Raw genomic sequence first — 18818 nt, 5'->3', positions numbered from 1 at the left:
GATCGAAGTTGTCCACGAATACTTGCGTCCACCCGCGCAGATCCCCTGTCGGCGCATTCGTGGTGCCTGGCGCGCTCGGTCCTTCTTCACATGCGTCGGTTGGCACGTCACCCGTGACCGAACACCCCACTGACAAGCACAGAGCGACAACTCCACCGAGGGCCGTTATTTTGTTGAACAACAATGTGTTTCACTCCTGACTCGAGATCAGCGCGATCTGGTCGAATCGTAAGAACACCACGGCGACTGCACACAGGACCAGGACGACCCCGAGAACGGTAAGAGCTCTCGCAGCCTTCCCACGGCCGATGGTGCCGAGGTCCGGCACCTGCCGTTCCCGCGTCACCGTAATCAGAGTGAGCACAACGAACAACAATCCGAAGATGCATGCTCCCAACAGATTTGTCATCGCTGTTCCAGGTCGATCTCGGGGGCACCAGCGCGACGCAGCACGGTGACATCGGCATTCTCGACGACGATCTCGAAATTGCCGGACGCGAGCATATCGGCGATGGCATCGTCGAACATTCCCGCAGGGTATCCGTATTGAAGGGATATCTGGGAGGAAGCCTGCTGCGCAACGAATACGTAGTCCGGATCTCGATCAGCGACACATGTATCGAAGTTGTCCAGGCAATCGATCGAATCAACTTGAGAAACCGTCACTCCGGTGAGAATTCGCGGGGAGACCAGTTGCGCGGACGGTCCCCACGCCATGATCGTGGCACCGTCCGGTACTGACGCGAGGAGTGCATCACCAATCCGGATCTGATAAGGCGACGAGTGCTCGAATGAGGTGTTCAACCCTCGAGTAGCGGTGAGAATGACGGAGAGAACGAGAATCGACAGCGACGCCATGACAACACGCGGTATACGCCCGCCACGCCGTCGTCTCGAATTCATCAGAACGTTCCGAAGCGCAGCGGCACTACGCACAATCGTCACGGCGCCAAGTGGAGCCAGGATCGGAGCTGCCATGACAAAACACCGAATGACCACTTCGCCGCCGTAACTCTGTACTGCCACCAATCCGAAGGGAACCACACACAGCACTCCCGACATCAACCACGTCTTTTGTCCACGTGTCAGAACCCAGCCGAGGAACCCGAGCAATCCCATGAAACCTGTAGCTGCGAGCCGCAGATATTGCATTGCTTGGTAGGTCGGCCCGGAGCCGATGCGTTTGCTGACACCGCCTTGCACCGCGCCGCTCACCTGCCCGACATCCGACAGCAACGCCTGAAGGTGGCCTTTCCAGTAGTCGACTGCGCCGTAGCTGAACCAGACGAGAAAGAGCGCGCCGGCGGCCACCCACAACAACCGATAGCGAGTCGATCCCGTCAGCGTGAACATCAACAGTGCACCGACCATCACCATCGGCGTCAACTGGTGTGTCACAACCATCGCCGCCAGAATCACAACCAGAATCGCCTCTACGGCGAGGGTCTGCGCCGAACTCTGCCCAGGCACACGCCCCGGAGTGCGACGAGATGCGCCGACAGTTCTCGCCACCAACCCTCCCTCGACCACGGGGAGTGGAGCACGACGCAGTTGCCACAAGAGCACTGCAATCACGCTGGTGTAGAACATCATTGCGGTTGGTTGTGGCGCAAAGTAGTCCTGTTGGTACCAGTTGAAAAGCAAATAGACAAACACGCCCAGCCATGCCACACGTCGACTCCGTGATATCGACAACCCGATCGAGTAGATCGGCAACGCGATCATCGCGTTGAAGAACACGGGTGCCCAGATGAAAATGGCGGTGAAATCGGTAATCCCGTAGGCGGTACTCATTTGGGCGCTCCCGGAGAAGAATCCAGCCCAACTGAAGCGCGCGTCGGAGGGTGGTGGAAGTTCTCCGAAATGGACGAGTATCTCGATGAGACCACGATGTACGTAAGCTGTGGGGATTGATGTCACCCCGTCTGCAAGGCTTACCAGCAAAGTCGTGAATGTGATCAAAGTCAGTGCTGCGACAGTCAGCACTACTGCGTCGAGTCTGCGCGAAGTCAGTGCGATCCCGGCTACGAGTGAGACCAGGAAAAGCGCAACGTAGTACGCCCACCCGATTTCTGGAATGATTCCTGCGGCGCCTGCGGCAGCGGTGTCCAGAGTTCGAACTGCCACCGCGAAGAAGAGCACTGCAACCGTGATCGTCACACCGGCGAGCATTCGCCGACGCCCTACCCGCGGCGGTCCGATCTCTCGATAGGGCATAACCTTCCACGCCACCGCACAGGAGAGGAGGGACAGCCCGCACAGCACTGTCTGAATCAAGGTCGGATGAAATGCGCCGATAACGAACTGAGACTGCGCAACAATGATGTTGACCGAGAGTGAGAGGCTTATCCCCACTGCCGTCGTGATCACTGGATCCGGAATGCGAACCATGAGTGCAATAGGCACACCAGGAACCAGAACCGTCGTCGCGACCCCGATCAACACGCGCAGTGAGAATGGAACTCCCTCCCCTCCATCGCGGCGAACAAGCAACGCGAGAATCAGCGCGGTACAGGTCAATACAGCGATTGCGATGAGGACGACATGATCGAGTCCCAGTTGTGCGGTGCGAGTGGTTCCGCCGTCATCGAGGTCACCTCGATGACGACCTCGCTTCGTTTCCGCGTCCCCCTTAGTCGACGCCTGTCCGACGATCATCGGGACAACTGATCCGCCTGCGCCCGCCTACGACGCAGGCGTAGCTTGCTGGAAGCGTACAGATAGGGGCCGGCCAGATACCCGGCCAGTTCCACTCGCTTGAGATCGCCGGGCATCGTTGTACTTCTGTCACCGAAACGCGCAGTGTCGGGAACGAGAAGCATGCGCACACCTCGGGGCACGACCTTCAACAAACCCAGAGCAGTCCGGTCGCCGCCCGAAATGATCTTGACCAAAACCGCGGACATTCCCGTTCCGTAGCCGTACATCTGGTCCCGCAACTCCGCGACACTCGCGCGGTGATGGTGTCCTACTGTTGCCTCGGGGGCGTAAACCAGCGTCGCTCCAGCAAGAACTACCCGCCGAAACAGGTCGAGGTCTTCGCCTCCGAGCGTCGGTGTTCCGGGTCCGAGTGCCTCGTCGAACCCGCCGAGACGTCGGATGCTTTCGGTGCGGAAGGCCATGTTGTTGCCGCTACCGAGTTCGCCTGCCGTGTAGGGGAAAAGCGGTGAAGTCCCCCGCTGACCCAATCCGATCGAAGCAATTTTCGGCGTCTCCATCGCCCACAAGGTCGTGGTATCGCCCTTGTCGAATATGCCCACTTCCTCGAACCACCGTTGTTCGGCGGTGTCGATGCCAATTCCCACAACGCGACCGGTCACCGCAGCAACCTCGTGGGAGGCGTCGAGCACGAAGACGTCCAAAATCTTCTCGATCCACAATGGGTCGGGCTCCGCGTCGTCGTCGGTGAAGGCCACGATTCGCCCGTTCGCGTGGTGAAGTCCGAGATTACGCGCGGCAGAAGCACCTTTGACTGGTTGTCTCAGTATCACGCAACGCTCGTCGTCCATCGCCGACAGGACCTGGTCCACGCGATCGGTATCAGGTTTGTTGTCGACCACCAGAATTTGCAGATTGTGGTGGCTCTGACCCAACAGAGCGTCCAGTGTCCGAGCGAGCGAATCACGGCCGACGGTGGCCACGACCACAGACACCAGTTCATCGGCGTTTATGTCGTCGCAGTCGTCAACCAGGTGCTCTCCACCGAATACGGTTCTCGCCGAAAGGAACCCGAGCAAGGTGGCAAGGAACCCGAAAATCAGAGCTGCCGCGCGGGCTGGCGCGAAGCGATCGCCTCGAATCGAATCCTTGGCTGCGGTGAAGATTCCACTGCTCAAGACACCGACGACGTACGCCCGTTCGTTGGACAACCCGTCCGCGCTCCCCACCGCTTGGGTGAGAATTCGCTTGGACCGACCTTCGTAGAAACAACGTCGACGAAAATAGCGAAACTGCTGGCGGTCGGCAGGAACAAAATGATCGACTGCGAAATCACAGACTCGCAGTATCTTGGCAGTGCGATCCCGCTGGCGGATCTTGATTCCCATCAGCGTCTCCTCACAACCGACCGGCAACGTGCCGACCCGCCCGAGTTCGCTCGAGAACCCGCCGATGGACTCGAGCGCGGTGCGCCGAACCGCCATACATGCGCCGATCGGATTGCGAATCTGTTCTCCGTCTGGTGGGAGGCCGCGGTAGTCGCAGCCGACGACCCAGCCGTATTCCTCCGGAAACCACCGAGCCTTAGACCCCTCGTACCGTGCGTGCACTGCCCCTCCGACTGCCGCAATCGTGGGATCTGCACTCATCGTTGCTCGGATCGCGTCGATCCCGCCAGTCCGGAGGATCGCATCGTCGTCGAGAAATGCCACCAGATGACCGTTGCCTGCACTGATTCCGCAGTTTCTCGCGCCGGACAAGCCCTGCTCGGCAGTGTTGGGCACCACCCGGACCCCCGTTGGTACGTGTGCACGAACATGAGCAAGCATGGACTCGTTGTGATCGATGACAACAACGACCTCGTCGCCTGGGCCGTTTGCCTGGACAGTGGCGGCATCAACCGCAGCGAGCAGCATCTCGAGCCGACTCATGCTGTACGCGCAGATCACCACGGATACCGAACATGTTGTCTTGTAGAGGAATTCGACCTTCGAAACCGGCGACGAAGACATGATCACCCCTGCCCGTTCGAATCGAACCTCGATATTCGCCTCCGCCGTCCTGCGTCACGGAGCAGAGCTCTGTACGTCGTGGCGAACGAATCTGCTCGTCGCTCGATGGACAGGTCGTCTCTGGACCGGCCCAACGCCTCGGCGGCGATTCGGGTGCATAGTGCGGGATCGCCGAGAAGCCGTTGTGCGGCAACGGTCAAAGAATCGACGTCCCCTGTCCGGAAGACCACGCCGGTCCTGTTGTCGTGAACGAAGTCGCGCAATCCTCCACTGTCACTGGCTATCACCGGGACTCCGGAGGCTTGAGCTTCCAACGCGATCAGCCCGAAAGGCTCGTCGTGAGACGGGCACGCGAGGACGTCGACGGCACGCAGAATCGACGGAATGTCATTTCTGGGCGACAGGAACCGATGGGCGCCCGGCATCGATGCCCGCGCCAAGGTGTGCAACGCGTCGACAAATGCAGCGTCATTCTTGGCCGGTGCGCCGACAACAGCCAGATGTACGTCAACTCCCGATCGACGCAACGACCCCAGTGCCTCGATCAACTCGCCGATGCCCTTCTCTCTGTCCAACCTCCCCACCACCGCCACGAGCAATGCTCGGGGATCTGCTGACAGCTCGGCGCGAATCGATGGATCGGCCACTCCCGGACTAAATCGAACAGAGTCGACACCTTGATGGACGACCCGGGTCTTCCTCCGTGCCAGCGGGCCCAACTGCTCGAATACAGCCTCGCTCACGGCGACTGCTGCGTTTGCGGTGGACACCGCACTACTCATCACCAGCCGCCCACCACCTGGGGGCACGATGTCGTGCAACTCGAGCAACGACGGCCTTCCTGCTAGTCGCGCGGCGAGCACGACGTCCACGTGAGTCATCAAGTCGTTCGAATGGACGACATCGAAGGAACGAACCTTCCCGATCAAAGCCTTGACCGCGCGCATACTTTTCGGGACTTGCGAGAAAAAGTCATACTTGGAGTTGAAGCCTTCCCCGCTTGTCGGACGCAATCCAACTCGTTTGGGAATTTCCAGCGGAACATATTCAAGGTTCGATTCTGTCCACCAGCGCCGGGTCGGGGTATCTCCGGACGGGCCTGCCAGCGACAATTGAATACCTTCCGAGGCAAGAACGAGAGCTAGATTTCGGAAGCTGTGATCGGTTCCGCCGACATTCTCCGAAAGCGTCACTCCAAGCACTTTGATAACCTCGCTACGCGTCACTGAATTAGCATACCAAGAAAGAATCACGCGCCATGAGGACATAATTTCCGAAATGTCGCATATCTCCCCACTTTCTACTATTAGAAAGGCCTCACCGTGCGAAATGAGATTCAGCCCACGCGCTACAAAGTTACCGATCTCGACGTTGCCATGGTTGAAAACTGGACATTAGTCGCAATGGGGCCAATCGACCATGGAGGTGTGGAAGGAGTTCGCGCTGCGCTCCGCACGATCGCGTCCGCGGGCCCACACGCGCGAGTCGGACTGATCCCGAGCAGTCGAACTCGGAATTGGGTGTTCGAACCGGACTCACTGCAGCGCGGCGTGCACGAAATCCCTGCTGTTCACACACAAGACCTACCTGCCACCCTCGCCGCTGCGGTCCGCCTGGCCGACGTGTCGCTGCCTATTGCGGTGACGGTCTGCGGCCGATACCTGATCGTGCGACTTGCACACGGAGTGGGAGACGGCCAGACCACAGTCAATCTCACGCGCGCGCTCGCTGACCCTGCGACGCGTACCGGCAAAGTCCCACAATGGTGCACTGCGCTACAACCGACACGATTCCCGCTGACGGCTGCCTCCTGGAATCTTTATGCGTCGAGCCCCGGCAAGCTTCTCCGCAGCGTGACCGCAGGGAGACCAAAAGAGGTTTCTTCACAACCAATTACAGCGAAGTGGCAACCTTCCCATCACGTCGGATTCGCAACATCGTCACCCACTGCGCTTGGTGATCTCGCAGCTTGGAGGAAAGCAAACGCCGTTCCCGCGTCGTTGTCGTCGATCTTCTTCGCCTCCATAGTGCGCGCACTTCGAGAGGAAGGTATCAAGGTGGACAACACCGTGAAGGTCCTGTTCGACGCCAGGCGGTACCTCCCCGAGAACCACCGGACGCTCTCCAACTTCGCGGCAGGCCTGGACTTGTCATTCGACGATGCGGGCTCACCTGCATCCGTCGGGGACGGTATCTCCGCTGCGGCCGATTCGGGTCGACCGCTGCTCAATCTCGCCGCCACTTCAGTAAAGTCCCGACTCGGTCGCATTACGCGCAAGCCGGTGGGAGACGCTGTGACGAGCGCTCCGGCACACCCTCGTGCGCGCATCGCTTACAGCGATATGTCAGGCGCTCCGCAGTTCAAGAATTTTCCATTGACCGGCACCCCGAAGGAATCTGTCTATATCGCGACCTTGTTACCTGAAAGTCCCGAACATATCGTGATTGCAGTCGGACGACTGGGAACCTTGAACAATGTCTCGTTTTCGTTTCACGACAATGTATTCGACGCCGAAAGAATCGGATCCGCATTCGAGAATGCATGCAAAAATCCACTGAAGTTCTTCAGAGAAGGAATCGCTGAATGATCCACTCGGACTACAACGAAGAATTCGTCACAAACAAAGGAAATGGCAAATCCTCGCACATTATCGAACTGTTCGCCAGATACGCATGGATTTCGACATCCCTGTTTTTTGTGTGTGAATTCTTGACCGCGTGGAGCTGGCGAGGAAACTACTCGCGCCGCAATCAATTCGTAAGCGAACTAGGTGTTCGTGTCTGCGACAGTCGTGCGGGCGTGTGCAGTTGGTACTGGTTGATGAACATTTCTTTCGTGACCACTGCATTGGGAATATCTGTCGGCACACTTCTGTGGTGGAAGTCGCGAGTCGTATCGCCTACAGAAGGCTCCTTTCTACTCGTGTCGGCAAGCGGTTTGATCCTGATCGCCGTGTCGCCCCTCGACCGCGGATCGATCCTCCATGGAATCGGCGCAAACATGTATTTCGTCTTTGCCAACACCGCCGTGATCATGATCGCGACCTCGTCCCGGACGCTCCGCAGACCGTCGGCAGCAAAATGGGTCGCCCTCGCAGCCGGAGTACTCGGACTGAGCGCCTACTTCATCCACACAGTCGGCGGTCTCGGCATGCTCGGGCAGGGCACGATCCAAAGGTTCACGGTGTACCCGTCACTGATCGGACTGATCGCGCTGGCGACGGTCCTGGGTACCGAACCGGCAACCAGACGCGAACAGGAACCGATTTAATGTGCGCTCCAACCTGCTTCAGCTGACGATCGACTCAGGCAACGTCAATTTTTGCGGGTCGAGAGGGCTGGAGCGACGCGAGGTAGCGCCCCTGCGTGCGCTGCGTCGGCGGCGCCACTCCATCCCGATGATACGCAGCACGCGCATTCCGTCAGAGAAGGCATTGAGGTTGCTGACACCGTGAATTCGATCGGCCTCGAAGCTTCCGACTTCCGCAATTCCCAATCCGGCGGCAGCTACACGAACATTGATCAACGTCTCGATCTCGAATCCGTCACCCCACTGAGCTGCAGCAATGTCTGTATCCGGGAGCTGCATGACGTCGAGTGCATTGCGCCAGAACGCGTTGTACCCATAGCAAAGGTCTGTGAAATGCGTACGAAAGAGGATATTCACCAGGGAATTCAGGCCGTAGTTGCCTAGCCGCCGCAACTTTGTGATGTCCGAACTTCCACCCCCTGCGATAAATCGCGAACCCTTGGCGAAGTCGGCCCCATCCACGAGTGCCTGCACGAAGAGCGGAATCTCGCCGGGGTTGGTGGACCCGTCGGCATCGATCATGACAATTATGTCGCCGGTCGCCGCCTCGAACCCGCACGCCAGGGCGTTTCCTTTTCCTTTGCGCGTTTGTGTGATCACCGTGGCGTCGGGCCACAACATCGTGGCGACCTCGACGGTGTCGTCAACCGAATTTCCATCGACGAACACGATCTCGTCGATTCCCTTCGGCATCTGAGCAGCCACGTGAGGCAGATTCTTCGCCTCGTTCATCGCCGGCACGATCACCGTGACACGGGGGCGCATCGTCGCCGAACGCATACGCTCGTCTGCCGCAGGGGCGTCGTTGTCCATGATGTGCTTCCTTCGGTCGTGTGCCTCACAGTGATGCTCAATCGATACAGATTCATCGAATCGCTACCAATCAGCAAATCGAAACCTACACGAATCTGCGCCGAATGCACGGGATAGTCATCCGTCTGAGCGCAAACCATGACCTCGTTCGCATAAGCCAAATCGTCGCAAGATACTGTTCGCAAGGCGAATAATTACAGCTCAAAGGGGGAATTGCCTGAATTTTTGGGCGAAAAGAGACCAACAACCCGGTTATTGGAACACGAAAGCAAAGAAATTCGGTACCAAAGTAAAGTAGCCAGAAATTTGCTTATCCAGCCTTCGGGAACCCTGTGAAGTCGATCACCGGACCTGCTTTGCGAAGGCCGCGCCGCCCGTCAGGAACAGCCCAACCGGCCCCAGAGTCCACGAATCGGCGACTCAGGGTCCAGGAATCAACTGCTCAGAGTCCGGGAATCGGTGGGAGAACCGGCAACAGAATCGGCGGAAGCCCCGGGATGTAGATCGCCGGCGGTGGCGGCGCGGGCGCGGGCGCGGGCGCGGGAGGCACGTAAGTGTCCTGCACGACTGGCGGAGCCTCGACGACCGGAGGGGCTTCCTCCGTCGTCGTCGGGGGCGCGGTCGTTGTGGTCGTCGGCGGCGGAGTAGTCGTGGTCGTCGGTGCCGTCGTGGTCACCTCGGTTGCCACGGGTCCGGCGTCCTCGGAATCGAAGACCTTTCCTCCGTAGCCCAATCCCAACCCCACGATCACGATCGCCGCGATCACACCGGCGCCGAGGCCCGCGAACCGTAGCGGGTTTCTCGGCTCTTTGGATGTCGATTCAACGGGTTGTGTCCCGGCGAGCCAGGACGGGTGTGCGGTTCCTGCTCCGGGTCCCTCGCCTTCGTACATCGCCGAGTACGCCTGGGCGTCAACCATCACGGCCTCGGTGTCTGCGTCACGTTCTGTGCTGAATCCGTCCGTGGCCGGGTCGCTGTCGGCGACCACGAGATCTGCGGCCGGATCGAATCGTTGCTCGTGTCGGTTCGGTCGCGGCTGAGGCAGTTCCACCGCGTAAGGGCTCGGCACCTGTTCTTGCGGAACGGACTTCGTGCCGGAAGTGACTTCGGACAAGGCATTCGGCCGCTCCGATTCCGCGAGCGTTGCGACCCCTCCGTGGCTGAACGCCTGAACCGGAACAGGTACCTCCGCCGGGGTGTGGATCGGATACGGCGCAAAGATCGGCGCTACAGCCGGAACCTGAACCGGGGCAGATACCGCGCGCGCCGATGGCGTCATCGACGACTCCGCGATCAGCGCAGCACCTTGCGCAGTCACGAGTTCCGGCTGCTCGGGCGCGATGAGGGGGCACTCCAGCCACGCGGCGAGGGTCGCCCGCACGATCGGAATGCGTGCACCGCCACCGATCAGGAGAATCGCGTCGGGGTTACGGCCGGACGTTGCGATGACCTCTCGTATCTCGCGTGCGAAGGCCTCCACCGACGTGACGACCAACGAATCGAAAACTTCCCGCGACAGCAGGAGAAGCCCGCCGGGGCCGGGCAGGCACACCGCACTTCGTGAGGACAGCTGTTCCTTCGCGAGTCGGCATCGCGCCTGCAGTTCGGCATCGCCGCCCGGGTCGGCCGGCGTAGCTATACGGCGACGCACGGTCTGATCCGAGTAGACGAGCTCGTCGAAGTGATCTCCACTGACCCGCGTCGACCGGGCGGTGACGACGGTAGACCGCATCTGCCTGTCCACAATGCTGATCGTCGATCCAGAACTACCGATGTCGACGACGACGAGTGTGCTCTGGTCGGTCAACGCACCGGACTCCTCGAGCATTCGAAGCGTCGCGATTACTTCGGGAACCAGCTCGAAGCTGTGGATGCCTTTCTGTTCGAACGCTGTTTGGAGTGCTCCGGCCTGTGCTTGATCCCGGTAGGCGACGACCGTATTGCTGCCGAGGTCGGCATTCTCGGTCAAGGCCACGCCGGTTGCCTCTGCTGCGACTTCCTCCGGAATCTCGCGGCCTCGATCGACCGCTCTGGATCGGAACACCGGACCACTGTGGTCGGGCGTCCCCGGGCGCGCCAAACGCACAGCGCTGGCTCCCACCGTCACACCCAAAACCAAGTTCATGATCCACCTTCGTCGACCGTCGACGGGTTCCGTCACCAGACCCCGTCATTCCCCGGCCGGAAGTCTACCCACTGGGCATGGTCTGCGAGGTTCGCGCATCTCACCTAAGGCCTTCTCGCAGCTATTTTTTCGCTACCTGGACGTTCGACCTACCGCCCCAATCCGCGATAGTTCCAACCGGCGGCGCGCCACAGGTCCGGATCGAGGCAATTTCTGGCGTCAACGATCACCCGCCGCCGAACGAGTGGTTCCAAATCGGCGGGCATCAGTGAGGCGAACTCGTCCCATTCAGTGGCGATCAAGACCACATCAGCATTCCTGCAAGCTTCTGACGTGGAGGTTGCGTAGTGAAGGGTGGGAAACAGTCGGCGAGAATTATCCATTGCCTTCGGATCGAAAACGGTGACCGCCGCCCCGTGCAACTGCATCATTCCTGCAACGTTGAGCGCAGGCGAATCGCGTACATCGTCGGATTCGGGTTTGAACGCGGCTCCCAGCACCGACACGTTAGCTCCCAGCAAACTGCCATCGCAGGCTGCCGTCACCAGTTCCACAGCTTTTGTCCGTCGTCGCATGTTTATGCTGTCGACCTCGCGGAGGAAGTACAGCGCCTGGTCGACACCCAACTCCCCGGCGCGTGCCATGAACGCCCGAATGTCCTTCGGCAGGCAACCACCGCCGAACCCCAAGCCCGCATTGAGGAATCGCCTACCGATCCGAGCGTCGTACCCGAGAGCGTCGGCCAACATCGTGACGTCGGCCCCGGTCGCCTCGCACACCTCCGCAATCGCATTGATGAAGGACACCTTGGTCGCGAGAAACGCATTCGCAGATCCTTTGACCAACTCGGACGTCGCCAGATCGGTCACGAGGAAGGGCACCCCTGCGTCCAGTATCTCGGCATACACCTCGCGAAGAAGGCCTTCGGCGTTTCCCGGCCGGTCACGATCGATCCCCAGAACCAACCGGTCAGGGCTCAAGGTGTCCGCGATCGCGTGTCCTTCACGCAGGAACTCCGGATTCCAGGCCACTTCTACCGAGCCACCCGCCGGCGCAGTCGCTCGGAGCCGCTCGCCGAGAGCCGCTGCCGTGCCTACCGGCACCGTCGACTTCCCGACTATCAGCGAAGGCTTTCGCAACAACGGCGCCAACATGTCGATCACCGAATGAACATGACTCAGATCTGCGGCGTACTCCCCCTTCTTCTGGGGCGTCCCCACACCGACGAAATGGATGTCCGCAAAATCCGCGGCATCGGAGTAGGAAGTCGTGAACTGCAGCCGACCCGACGCCAGATTCTTCTCCAGCATGTCGGTCAGACCCGGCTCGAAGAACGGGACCTCCCCACGAGACAACTTGTCGACCTTGGACTGGTCGATGTCGACTCCCAGCACGTCGTGGCCAAGTTCGGCCATACACACTGCGTGGGTCGCCCCCAGGTATCCCGTTCCGAACACGGTCATCTTCATGTGTTGTTGGTATGCGTCCGAACTTTCCGAAACGCGTACGCCAGGTGGGCGCGAAACCAACATCGGGCGTACGACGAGTGTGTCGCGTGTGCAACCTATGCTTCTGCCATGCACGTTCTCTTCGTTTGTACGGGAAACATCTGCCGATCACCCACGGGCGAACGCCTTGCACGTGCTTATGCCGCCGAAGCCGGGGTCACCGGATTCACCGCGTCGAGTGCCGGAACCCGGGCGATGGTCGGACACCCGATCGAGCCGACTGCTGCGAGGGTTCTCGCGGGGCTCGGCGGCGACCCCACGGAGTTTCAAGCCCGACGCATGACAACAGCGCTGGCCTCGGACGCCGACCTCATTCTCACGATGACCGAAAGTCAGCGAGACAAAGTCCTGGCGATGGCTCCGGCGCGGCTCAAGCGCACGTTCACACTTCGAGAAGCCGCACGGTTGGGCTCGCTCGCAGATGCAGGAACTGTCGAGGACCTCGCCGCCGCCAGACCCCGATTTCGTGCCACCGAACCCGAGGACGTCATGGATCCGATGGGTAAGGAAGAGAACGTGTTTCACGAGATCGGACTCGAGATCGCCGATCTCCTCGGCCCGCTGCTCAGCCGACTTCGCTTCGGTGAGCGTTGAGCGCGGGCACCGCGGTCAACTGCGGTAGCGACTTGTCCGACTCGTAGTAGTAGCTGTACTCGTACGCATTGCGTCCGCGAGACGGCGTCATCGTGATGACAGTGCCCAGGACGTGCGCACCCACACTCTGTAGGTTTCCGACCGCGCGCGCCAGTTGATCGCGTTTCGTGGAGCCGTGTCGGGCGATCACCAGGGCACCGTCCGACATCGCGGCCAGGACCGCGGCATCCGTGACGGGTAGCAACGGCGAGGCGTCGATGATGACGTAGTCGTATCGCGCCCGCAGTTCCTCGAGAACATGTTTGGCCGTGTCCGTGCCGAGTAGTTCGCTCGGGTTCGGCGGGATCGGTCCGGAGGCGAGCACTGTCAGCCCGTCGAACTCGGTCGGCTGAAGCACATCGTCCAGCGTCGCTTGACCGGAGAGCACCGAACTGACGCCGACACTTCCGAGCAATCCCAAATACTTCGATACTCGCGGCTTCCGGAGGTCGCCTTCCATCAGGCACACTGATTTGCCGGCCTCCGCCAAGACGAGAGCGATGTTCACGGCCGTGGTCGTCTTACCTTCGGAGGGAAGCGAACTCGTGACGACGATGACACGCGGTGGATGGTCCACCTCGAGGAACTGAAGGTTGGTGCGCAACTCACGGAAGGCTTCGGCACTCACGGAACTTCCGTCACTGAAAGCGATCGCGTGATTGACTTCGACGTCCTTGTCGAACGGGATCGTGCCCACCATCGCCGAACCCGCGATCTCTTCTACAGTTCGACGATCTTTCACCGTGTTGTCGAGTCGATCACGAATCAACGCAAGCGCGATCCCCACAACCAGTCCCGCCACCGCGCCGAGCGCGAGGTTGCGCGAAGTCTTGGGTGACACCGGAACAGTCGGCTGTTGAGCCTGCTGTTCGACGACCACACGTGCAGGCGGTGTTCCGCCGTTCTCGGGTGTCTCCAGTTCCTTTGCCAATGCCACGAATTCGGATGAGAGAGTGTTCGCGATCTCGCGTGCGAGTTCCGGTGACGCGTCCTTGACTGCGAGGTCGATCAACACAGTGTCGGGCGCCGACGTCGCAGTGACCTTGGAGGCCAACTCGTCAGCCGACATCCCGCCGACCACCCTCCGTCCCAGTTCGTCGATCGTCCGCTGTGCGAGTGTTCGGCCGGTCAGGAGTTTTGTATAGGACAGAACTCGCTGCTGTGAAAGTTGACTGCCCTGCAGTGCCTCGTTGACCGAGGTACCCGCCGACGTCGAAACGAACAGCCTCGTCGAGGCCTGGTAAACGGGCGTCGAAAGAAGAGAAGCGCAAAGGGCTCCCAGGATTCCGAGCACGGTTACAGCAGCGACTATTCGCCATCTGGCTTGCAATATCTTCAGGTAGTCGACAATTTCCATCTTGATGTCTCCTTCGGCTCACGCATGTCCACTGCGGGTCTGAGCGGTCTTTGCCGGTCGGACCGCGAGGGCGAACCGGGCTTTCTCATTTCGATATAGATCAGCTGCGACGGACGAGACGTCCTGTGCTCACGGGCGTCCCAGTCCGCGGTAGTTCCAACCTGCGCCTCGCCACTCGTCGTGGGAAAGGCAATTGCGCCCGTCGACGATCACTTTCTTGCGAACCACCGAATCGAGATCGGACGGCTGCAACTTCAAGAATTCGGGCCACTCGGTCAATACCAGGACGACATCGGCACCTTCGCAGGCCTCCAATGCATTTGCCGAGTAGGTCAGCGTCGGGAACAGCGCGCGCGAATTGTCCATGGCCTTTGGGTCGTACACGTTCACTGCAGCACCTTGGAGCTGAATCTGACCCGCGACGTTGAGCGCCGGCGAATCACGAACGTCGTCCGAGTCCGGTTTGAACGCGGCACCCAGAACTGCGACTCTCGCACCGAGAAGCGATCCGCATGCCTCCCGCGCCAGTTCGACCATGCGTGTACGTCTGCGCATATTGATGTTGTCGACTTCGCGCAGGAACGTCAGTGCTTGATCGGCACCGAGTTCACCGGCGCGAGCCATGAAGGCGCGGATGTCCTTCGGCAAACACCCTCCGCCGAAACCAATTCCCGCGTTGAGGAATCGACGTCCGATCCGAACGTCGTGCCCGATCGCGTCGGCGAGCACTGTGACGTCGGCGCCCGCGGCCTCGCACACTTCGGAGATGGCGTTGATGAACGAGATCTTGGTGGCCAGGAAAGCGTTCGCTGACGCTTTCACCAACTCCGCCGTCGCAAGGTCCGTGACGAGAAACGGAATCTCCTCATCGAGGAGCTCTGCATAAACTTCGCGCGCAACAGATTCCGCTCGACCGCGGACATTTCGATCGACTCCGAGCACAAGTCGGTCCGGGTGCAACGTGTCCTGGACGGCAAATCCTTCACGGAGAAACTCGGGATTCCACGCGACTTCGACGCCGTCACCGATCGGTGCCAGTTCCCGCGCGCGTTTGCCGAGCCGTTCCGCGGTGCCCACCGGTACCGTGGACTTGCCGAAGATGACCGAGGGCTTGGTGAGCAGCGGCGCCAAAGTCTCGATCACGGCATCCACGTAGACCATGTCCGCGGCGAACTCACCCTTCTTCTGCGGCGTACCGACCCCGAGGAAGAACACGTCCGCAAATTCTGCGGCTTCGTCGTACGACGACGTGAACTTCAGTCGCCCTCGATCGATGTTGTTTCGTAGGACCTCGCCCAACCCTGGCTCGTAGAACGGAACTTCACCTGCTGCCAGTTTCTCCAGCTTTGCCGCATCGACATCCACTCCGAGGACCTCGTGACCGAGTTCGGCCATACAGGCCGCGTGTGTCGCGCCCAGGTATCCCGTGCCGAATACTGCTATGCGAGTGCTCATGTTGCTCGATCTGCTTTCTCGAGAGTGTGCGAAGTGTGTTGATGGGAAAAGTGATTCAGGTACGTACGGCACCGATGTTGTCGCGGTACCACGAGATCGTCGACGCGATTCCTTCGCGCAATCCGATTGTCGGCCGCCATCCGAGTTCCCGAATCATGCTCACGTCCAGCAGTTTCTGCATCGTTCCGTCAGGCTTCGAGGTGTCCCACTGCGTCTCGCCGGTGTATCCGACCTCCGTGGCGACCATCGAGGCGATCTCGCGAATTGTGTGGTCCTCGCCGGTTCCCACGTTGACATGCGATGCACCGTCGTAGTTGTCGAGCAGATGCAGACACGCCGACGCCAAGTCGTCGACATGCAGGAATTCACGTCGCGGATTGCCACTCCCCCAGTTGACAACCGACTGGACTGCCGACGACTGCGCCTCGTCGTAACGCCGAACGAGGGCGGGAAGTACGTGCGATCCGTGCGGCGAAAAATTGTCTCCCGGGCCGTACAGGTTGGTGGGCATAGCTGAGATCCAGGGGCGACCATGCTGCCGCCTGGCAGCTTGAACATGGAGTATTCCCGCGATCTTTGCTATTGCATAGGCGTCGTTGGTCGGCTCGAGATGCCCGGTGAGCAGGTATTCCTCCTTGATCGGTTGCGGTGCCAATTTCGGGTAGATGCACGATGATCCGAGGAACAGGAGACGCTCGACGCCGTGTGCGAGGGCAGCGTCGAGCACGTTCACCTGGATGCGCAGATTCTCCGACAGGAAGTCGACGAGGAAAGTGCTGTTCGCCGCAATCCCCCCAACTTTTGCTGCTGCGAGGATCACGTTGGTCGGCTTTTCGCGGGCGAAGAAATCGAAAGCAGCTTCCCGGTCACGTAGATCGAGTTCGGCCGACGTCTTTCCGAGCAACCTGGTGAAGCCCGCAGATTCCAGGTGTCGCCACACCGAAGAGCCGACCAGACCTCGGTGGCCGGCCACGTAGAACGGTGCGCCTCGATCGAGTGGTCGCGCTGCGAATGAATCACTCATCGCGTCGCCGACCAGTCGGGAAGTGCCGGAGTGTCGATCCACGGTCGCCCTTCGTGTTCGAGCGCTTCGATGTCTGCCTCGACCATGATCCGGGCCAGTTCGGGTGTGTGCACGCCGGCCTTCCAACCGAGTTTGCGCTCGGCATGACTCGGATCCCCGATCAGTGCGTCCACCTCGGTCGGCCGAAGATACCGTTCGTCGAATCGAACGTGGTTTTCCCAGTTCAGACCTGCATGTTCGAACGCGACGGTCAGGAAGTCGCGCACCGAGTAGTTGCCACCGGTGGCGAGCACAAAATCCTCAGGCTCGTCGACCTGCAGCATGCGCCACATTCCCTCCACGTACTCCGGCGCATATCCCCAGTCGCGAATCGCATCGAGATTGCCCATGTACAGATGATCCTCGATACCTGCCTGGATGCGTGCGACCGCGCGCGTGATCTTGCGCGTCACGAATGTCTCACCACGCCTAGGGGATTCGTGATTGAACAGAATTCCGTTCACAGCGAAGATCCCGTATGCCTCACGATAGTTCTTGGTGATCCAGTACGAGTACACCTTCGCCGCACCGTAGGGCGAACGTGGGTAGAACGGTGTCTCCTCGTTCTGCGGTGGCGGTGTGGCACCGAACATCTCGGAACTCGACGCCTGGTAGAACCGGCAGTCGAGTCCGGCCATCCGAACCGCTTCGAGTAGTCGGATCGACCCGACGCCAGTGGTGTTCCCGGTGTGTTCGGGTTCGTCGAAGCTGACCCTGACGTGAGACTGCGCAGCGAGGTTGTACACCTCGTCCGGCTTGATCTGCGCGAGTAGTGTCACCAGGCGCGCTCCGTCACTGAGGTCACCGTAGTGAAGAAAAAGTCGAGCATCCGCATCGTGCGGGTCAACGTAGATGTGGTTTATCCTCGAAGTGTTGAACGTCGAGGATCGACGGATCAGTCCGTGAACCTCGTAGCCTTTGGAGAGCAGCAACTCGGCAAGGTAAGAGCCGTCCTGCCCCGTGATTCCGGTAATCAGTGCGCGTTTCATCCTGCGTTCCTTCCGTTGCGGGACAGCCCGCCTGATAGTTGCGAAACCACGGTCGTGGTCCGTAGTCCTCCGAATCGCTCGGCAGTCTTGATCTCGCTCATGCGCGTCCCCCCAAACGGCCGAAGACTTTTCGTATGTCACGTGATGCCAGCCGTATGAATGTCGAGTTACCGAACAGGTAGCGCCGCCACAGACGTTTGGGTTCGGATACAAGTCGATACAACCACTCGAAACCCGAGTTCTGGACGAAAGATGGTGCCTCCGAAACAGTTCCGGCCAAGAAGTCGAAGGCAGCGCCGACACCGACGGCCACGTAGTCGGTTCGATCCGCTATCGCCTTCGTGACAAAGTCCTGCTTCGGCGCACCCAGACCGACCCACACGATGTCCGGTGACGTCGGATCGATCTTCGTGATGATGTCGTCGACGAACTCCTTGCTGAACGCGGCAAACGGCGGGGCATATGTGCCGGCCACCTTGATTCCCGGGTATAACTCCTCGACTCGATCCGTCAAGAGATTCAACGTCTCTTCTGTCGTGCCGACAAAATGGTGACGAAGGCTGTAGCGGCGTCCCTTGTCCAGGGTGGCCTCGAAGAACGACGGACCCCGGACTGGTCGAACACCGACGTGATCGGCGGTGCCGCCGATCAGGCGCATCACCCAGCTGACCGGGGTTCCGTCTGCGAAGTTCACACCCGGACCCTTCAAAACCGCGGAGTAGTCGCGATCACTGTGCGCCGCCGACACGCAGTAGGAATTCGACAACCTCACGGAGACTCCGGTTCCTGCTCCCTCTCGTCTGTCGTTGACTACCCAATCGGTAGCTCTCTCGAGATTGGTCGCGGCAAACGGAATGCCACCCACCTCGATGACCTCGAACGGACTGCTCATCTG

15 protein-coding genes are annotated in these 18818 nt (G+C 60.1%); 3 read left to right on the top strand and 12 right to left on the bottom strand.

Features of this window, described 5'->3' with window-relative positions:
- Nucleotides 1-190: 190 nt before the first annotated feature.
- Genes ABH939_RS19535 through ABH939_RS19520 form a run of 4 tightly spaced genes read right to left on the bottom strand, consistent with a single transcriptional unit; the run spans nt 191 to nt 5938 of the window.
- Entirely contained in the window at nt 191-409 is a 219-nt protein-coding gene (locus tag ABH939_RS19535) for a hypothetical protein (RefSeq protein ID WP_007726658.1), read from the bottom strand.
- Nucleotides 406-2658 (bottom strand): serine/threonine protein kinase, encoded by a 2253-nt coding sequence (locus tag ABH939_RS19530; RefSeq protein WP_404649993.1) that lies wholly within the window; start codon nt 2656-2658, stop codon nt 406-408. The genes ABH939_RS19535 and ABH939_RS19530 overlap by 4 nt, the downstream gene beginning before the upstream one ends.
- On the bottom strand, nt 2655-4670 hold the full coding sequence (locus tag ABH939_RS19525; protein WP_404649992.1) for a glycosyltransferase family 2 protein: 2016 nt from the start codon (nt 4668-4670) through the stop codon (nt 2655-2657). Before ABH939_RS19525 ends, ABH939_RS19530 begins: the two co-directional genes overlap by 4 nt.
- Before the next feature lie 2 nt (nt 4671-4672).
- On the bottom strand, nt 4673-5938 hold the full coding sequence (locus tag ABH939_RS19520) for a glycosyltransferase family 4 protein (RefSeq protein WP_080961027.1): 1266 nt from the start codon (nt 5936-5938) through the stop codon (nt 4673-4675).
- Between the two features lie 159 nt (nt 5939-6097).
- Between ABH939_RS19520 and ABH939_RS19515 the strand changes: the two genes are divergently transcribed.
- Nucleotides 6098-7258: a hypothetical protein gene (locus ABH939_RS19515; protein ID WP_404649990.1), complete on the top strand. Its 1161-nt coding sequence runs from the start codon at nt 6098-6100 to the stop codon at nt 7256-7258.
- On the top strand, nt 7255-7941 hold the full coding sequence (locus tag ABH939_RS19510; protein WP_081557499.1) for a DUF998 domain-containing protein: 687 nt from the start codon (nt 7255-7257) through the stop codon (nt 7939-7941). The genes ABH939_RS19515 and ABH939_RS19510 overlap by 4 nt, the downstream gene beginning before the upstream one ends.
- Nucleotides 7942-7959: 18 nt before the next feature.
- Here the strand turns inward: ABH939_RS19510 and ABH939_RS19505 are convergent, their stop codons facing one another.
- The 3 genes from ABH939_RS19505 to ABH939_RS19495 form a co-directional block, all read right to left on the bottom strand.
- On the bottom strand, nt 7960-8793 hold the full coding sequence (locus tag ABH939_RS19505; protein ID WP_404649989.1) for a glycosyltransferase family 2 protein: 834 nt from the start codon (nt 8791-8793) through the stop codon (nt 7960-7962).
- A 442-nt stretch (nt 8794-9235) separates the two neighbouring features.
- Nucleotides 9236-10918 carry an Hsp70 family protein gene (locus tag ABH939_RS19500; RefSeq protein WP_404649988.1) on the bottom strand — a complete coding sequence of 561 codons (1683 nt, stop codon included), beginning with the start codon at nt 10916-10918 and terminating at the stop codon, nt 9236-9238.
- Nucleotides 10919-11067: 149 nt separating this feature from the next.
- Nucleotides 11068-12387: a UDP-glucose dehydrogenase family protein gene (locus tag ABH939_RS19495; RefSeq protein WP_404649987.1), complete on the bottom strand. Its 1320-nt coding sequence runs from the start codon at nt 12385-12387 to the stop codon at nt 11068-11070.
- 108 nt (nt 12388-12495) lie between these two features.
- Between ABH939_RS19495 and ABH939_RS19490 the strand changes: the two genes are divergently transcribed.
- On the top strand, nt 12496-13020 hold the full coding sequence (locus ABH939_RS19490) for a protein-tyrosine-phosphatase (RefSeq protein ID WP_058038968.1): 525 nt from the start codon (nt 12496-12498) through the stop codon (nt 13018-13020).
- Here ABH939_RS19490 and ABH939_RS19485 read toward each other — a convergent pair.
- The 5 genes from ABH939_RS19485 to ABH939_RS19465 all read right to left on the bottom strand — a co-directional run bounded on the left by ABH939_RS19485 (nt 12992) and on the right by ABH939_RS19465 (nt 18815).
- Entirely contained in the window at nt 12992-14416 is a 1425-nt protein-coding gene (locus ABH939_RS19485; protein ID WP_404649986.1) for a polysaccharide biosynthesis tyrosine autokinase, read from the bottom strand. The genes ABH939_RS19490 and ABH939_RS19485 overlap by 29 nt on opposite strands.
- 129 nt (nt 14417-14545) lie before the next feature.
- A complete protein-coding gene (locus tag ABH939_RS19480) occupies nt 14546-15871 on the bottom strand; it encodes a UDP-glucose dehydrogenase family protein (protein ID WP_404649984.1) in 1326 nt (441 codons plus the stop codon).
- A gap of 55 nt (nt 15872-15926) precedes the next feature.
- Nucleotides 15927-16895 carry a GDP-L-fucose synthase gene (locus ABH939_RS19475; RefSeq protein WP_076948814.1) on the bottom strand — a complete coding sequence of 323 codons (969 nt, stop codon included), beginning with the start codon at nt 16893-16895 and terminating at the stop codon, nt 15927-15929.
- A complete protein-coding gene (gene gmd, locus ABH939_RS19470; protein WP_007726640.1) occupies nt 16892-17923 on the bottom strand; it encodes a GDP-mannose 4,6-dehydratase in 1032 nt (343 codons plus the stop codon). Before gmd ends, ABH939_RS19475 begins: the two co-directional genes overlap by 4 nt.
- Nucleotides 17924-18020: 97 nt before the next feature.
- On the bottom strand, nt 18021-18815 hold the full coding sequence (locus tag ABH939_RS19465) for a WecB/TagA/CpsF family glycosyltransferase (protein WP_042452261.1): 795 nt from the start codon (nt 18813-18815) through the stop codon (nt 18021-18023).
- Between the last annotated feature and the right edge of the window lie 3 nt (nt 18816-18818).

This window comes from Rhodococcus sp. 27YEA6 (genome assembly GCF_044908235.1).
Taxonomy (GTDB): Bacteria; Actinomycetota; Actinomycetes; order Mycobacteriales; family Mycobacteriaceae; genus Rhodococcus_F; species Rhodococcus_F qingshengii.
This window is presented reverse-complemented; position numbering and strand designations above follow the sequence as displayed.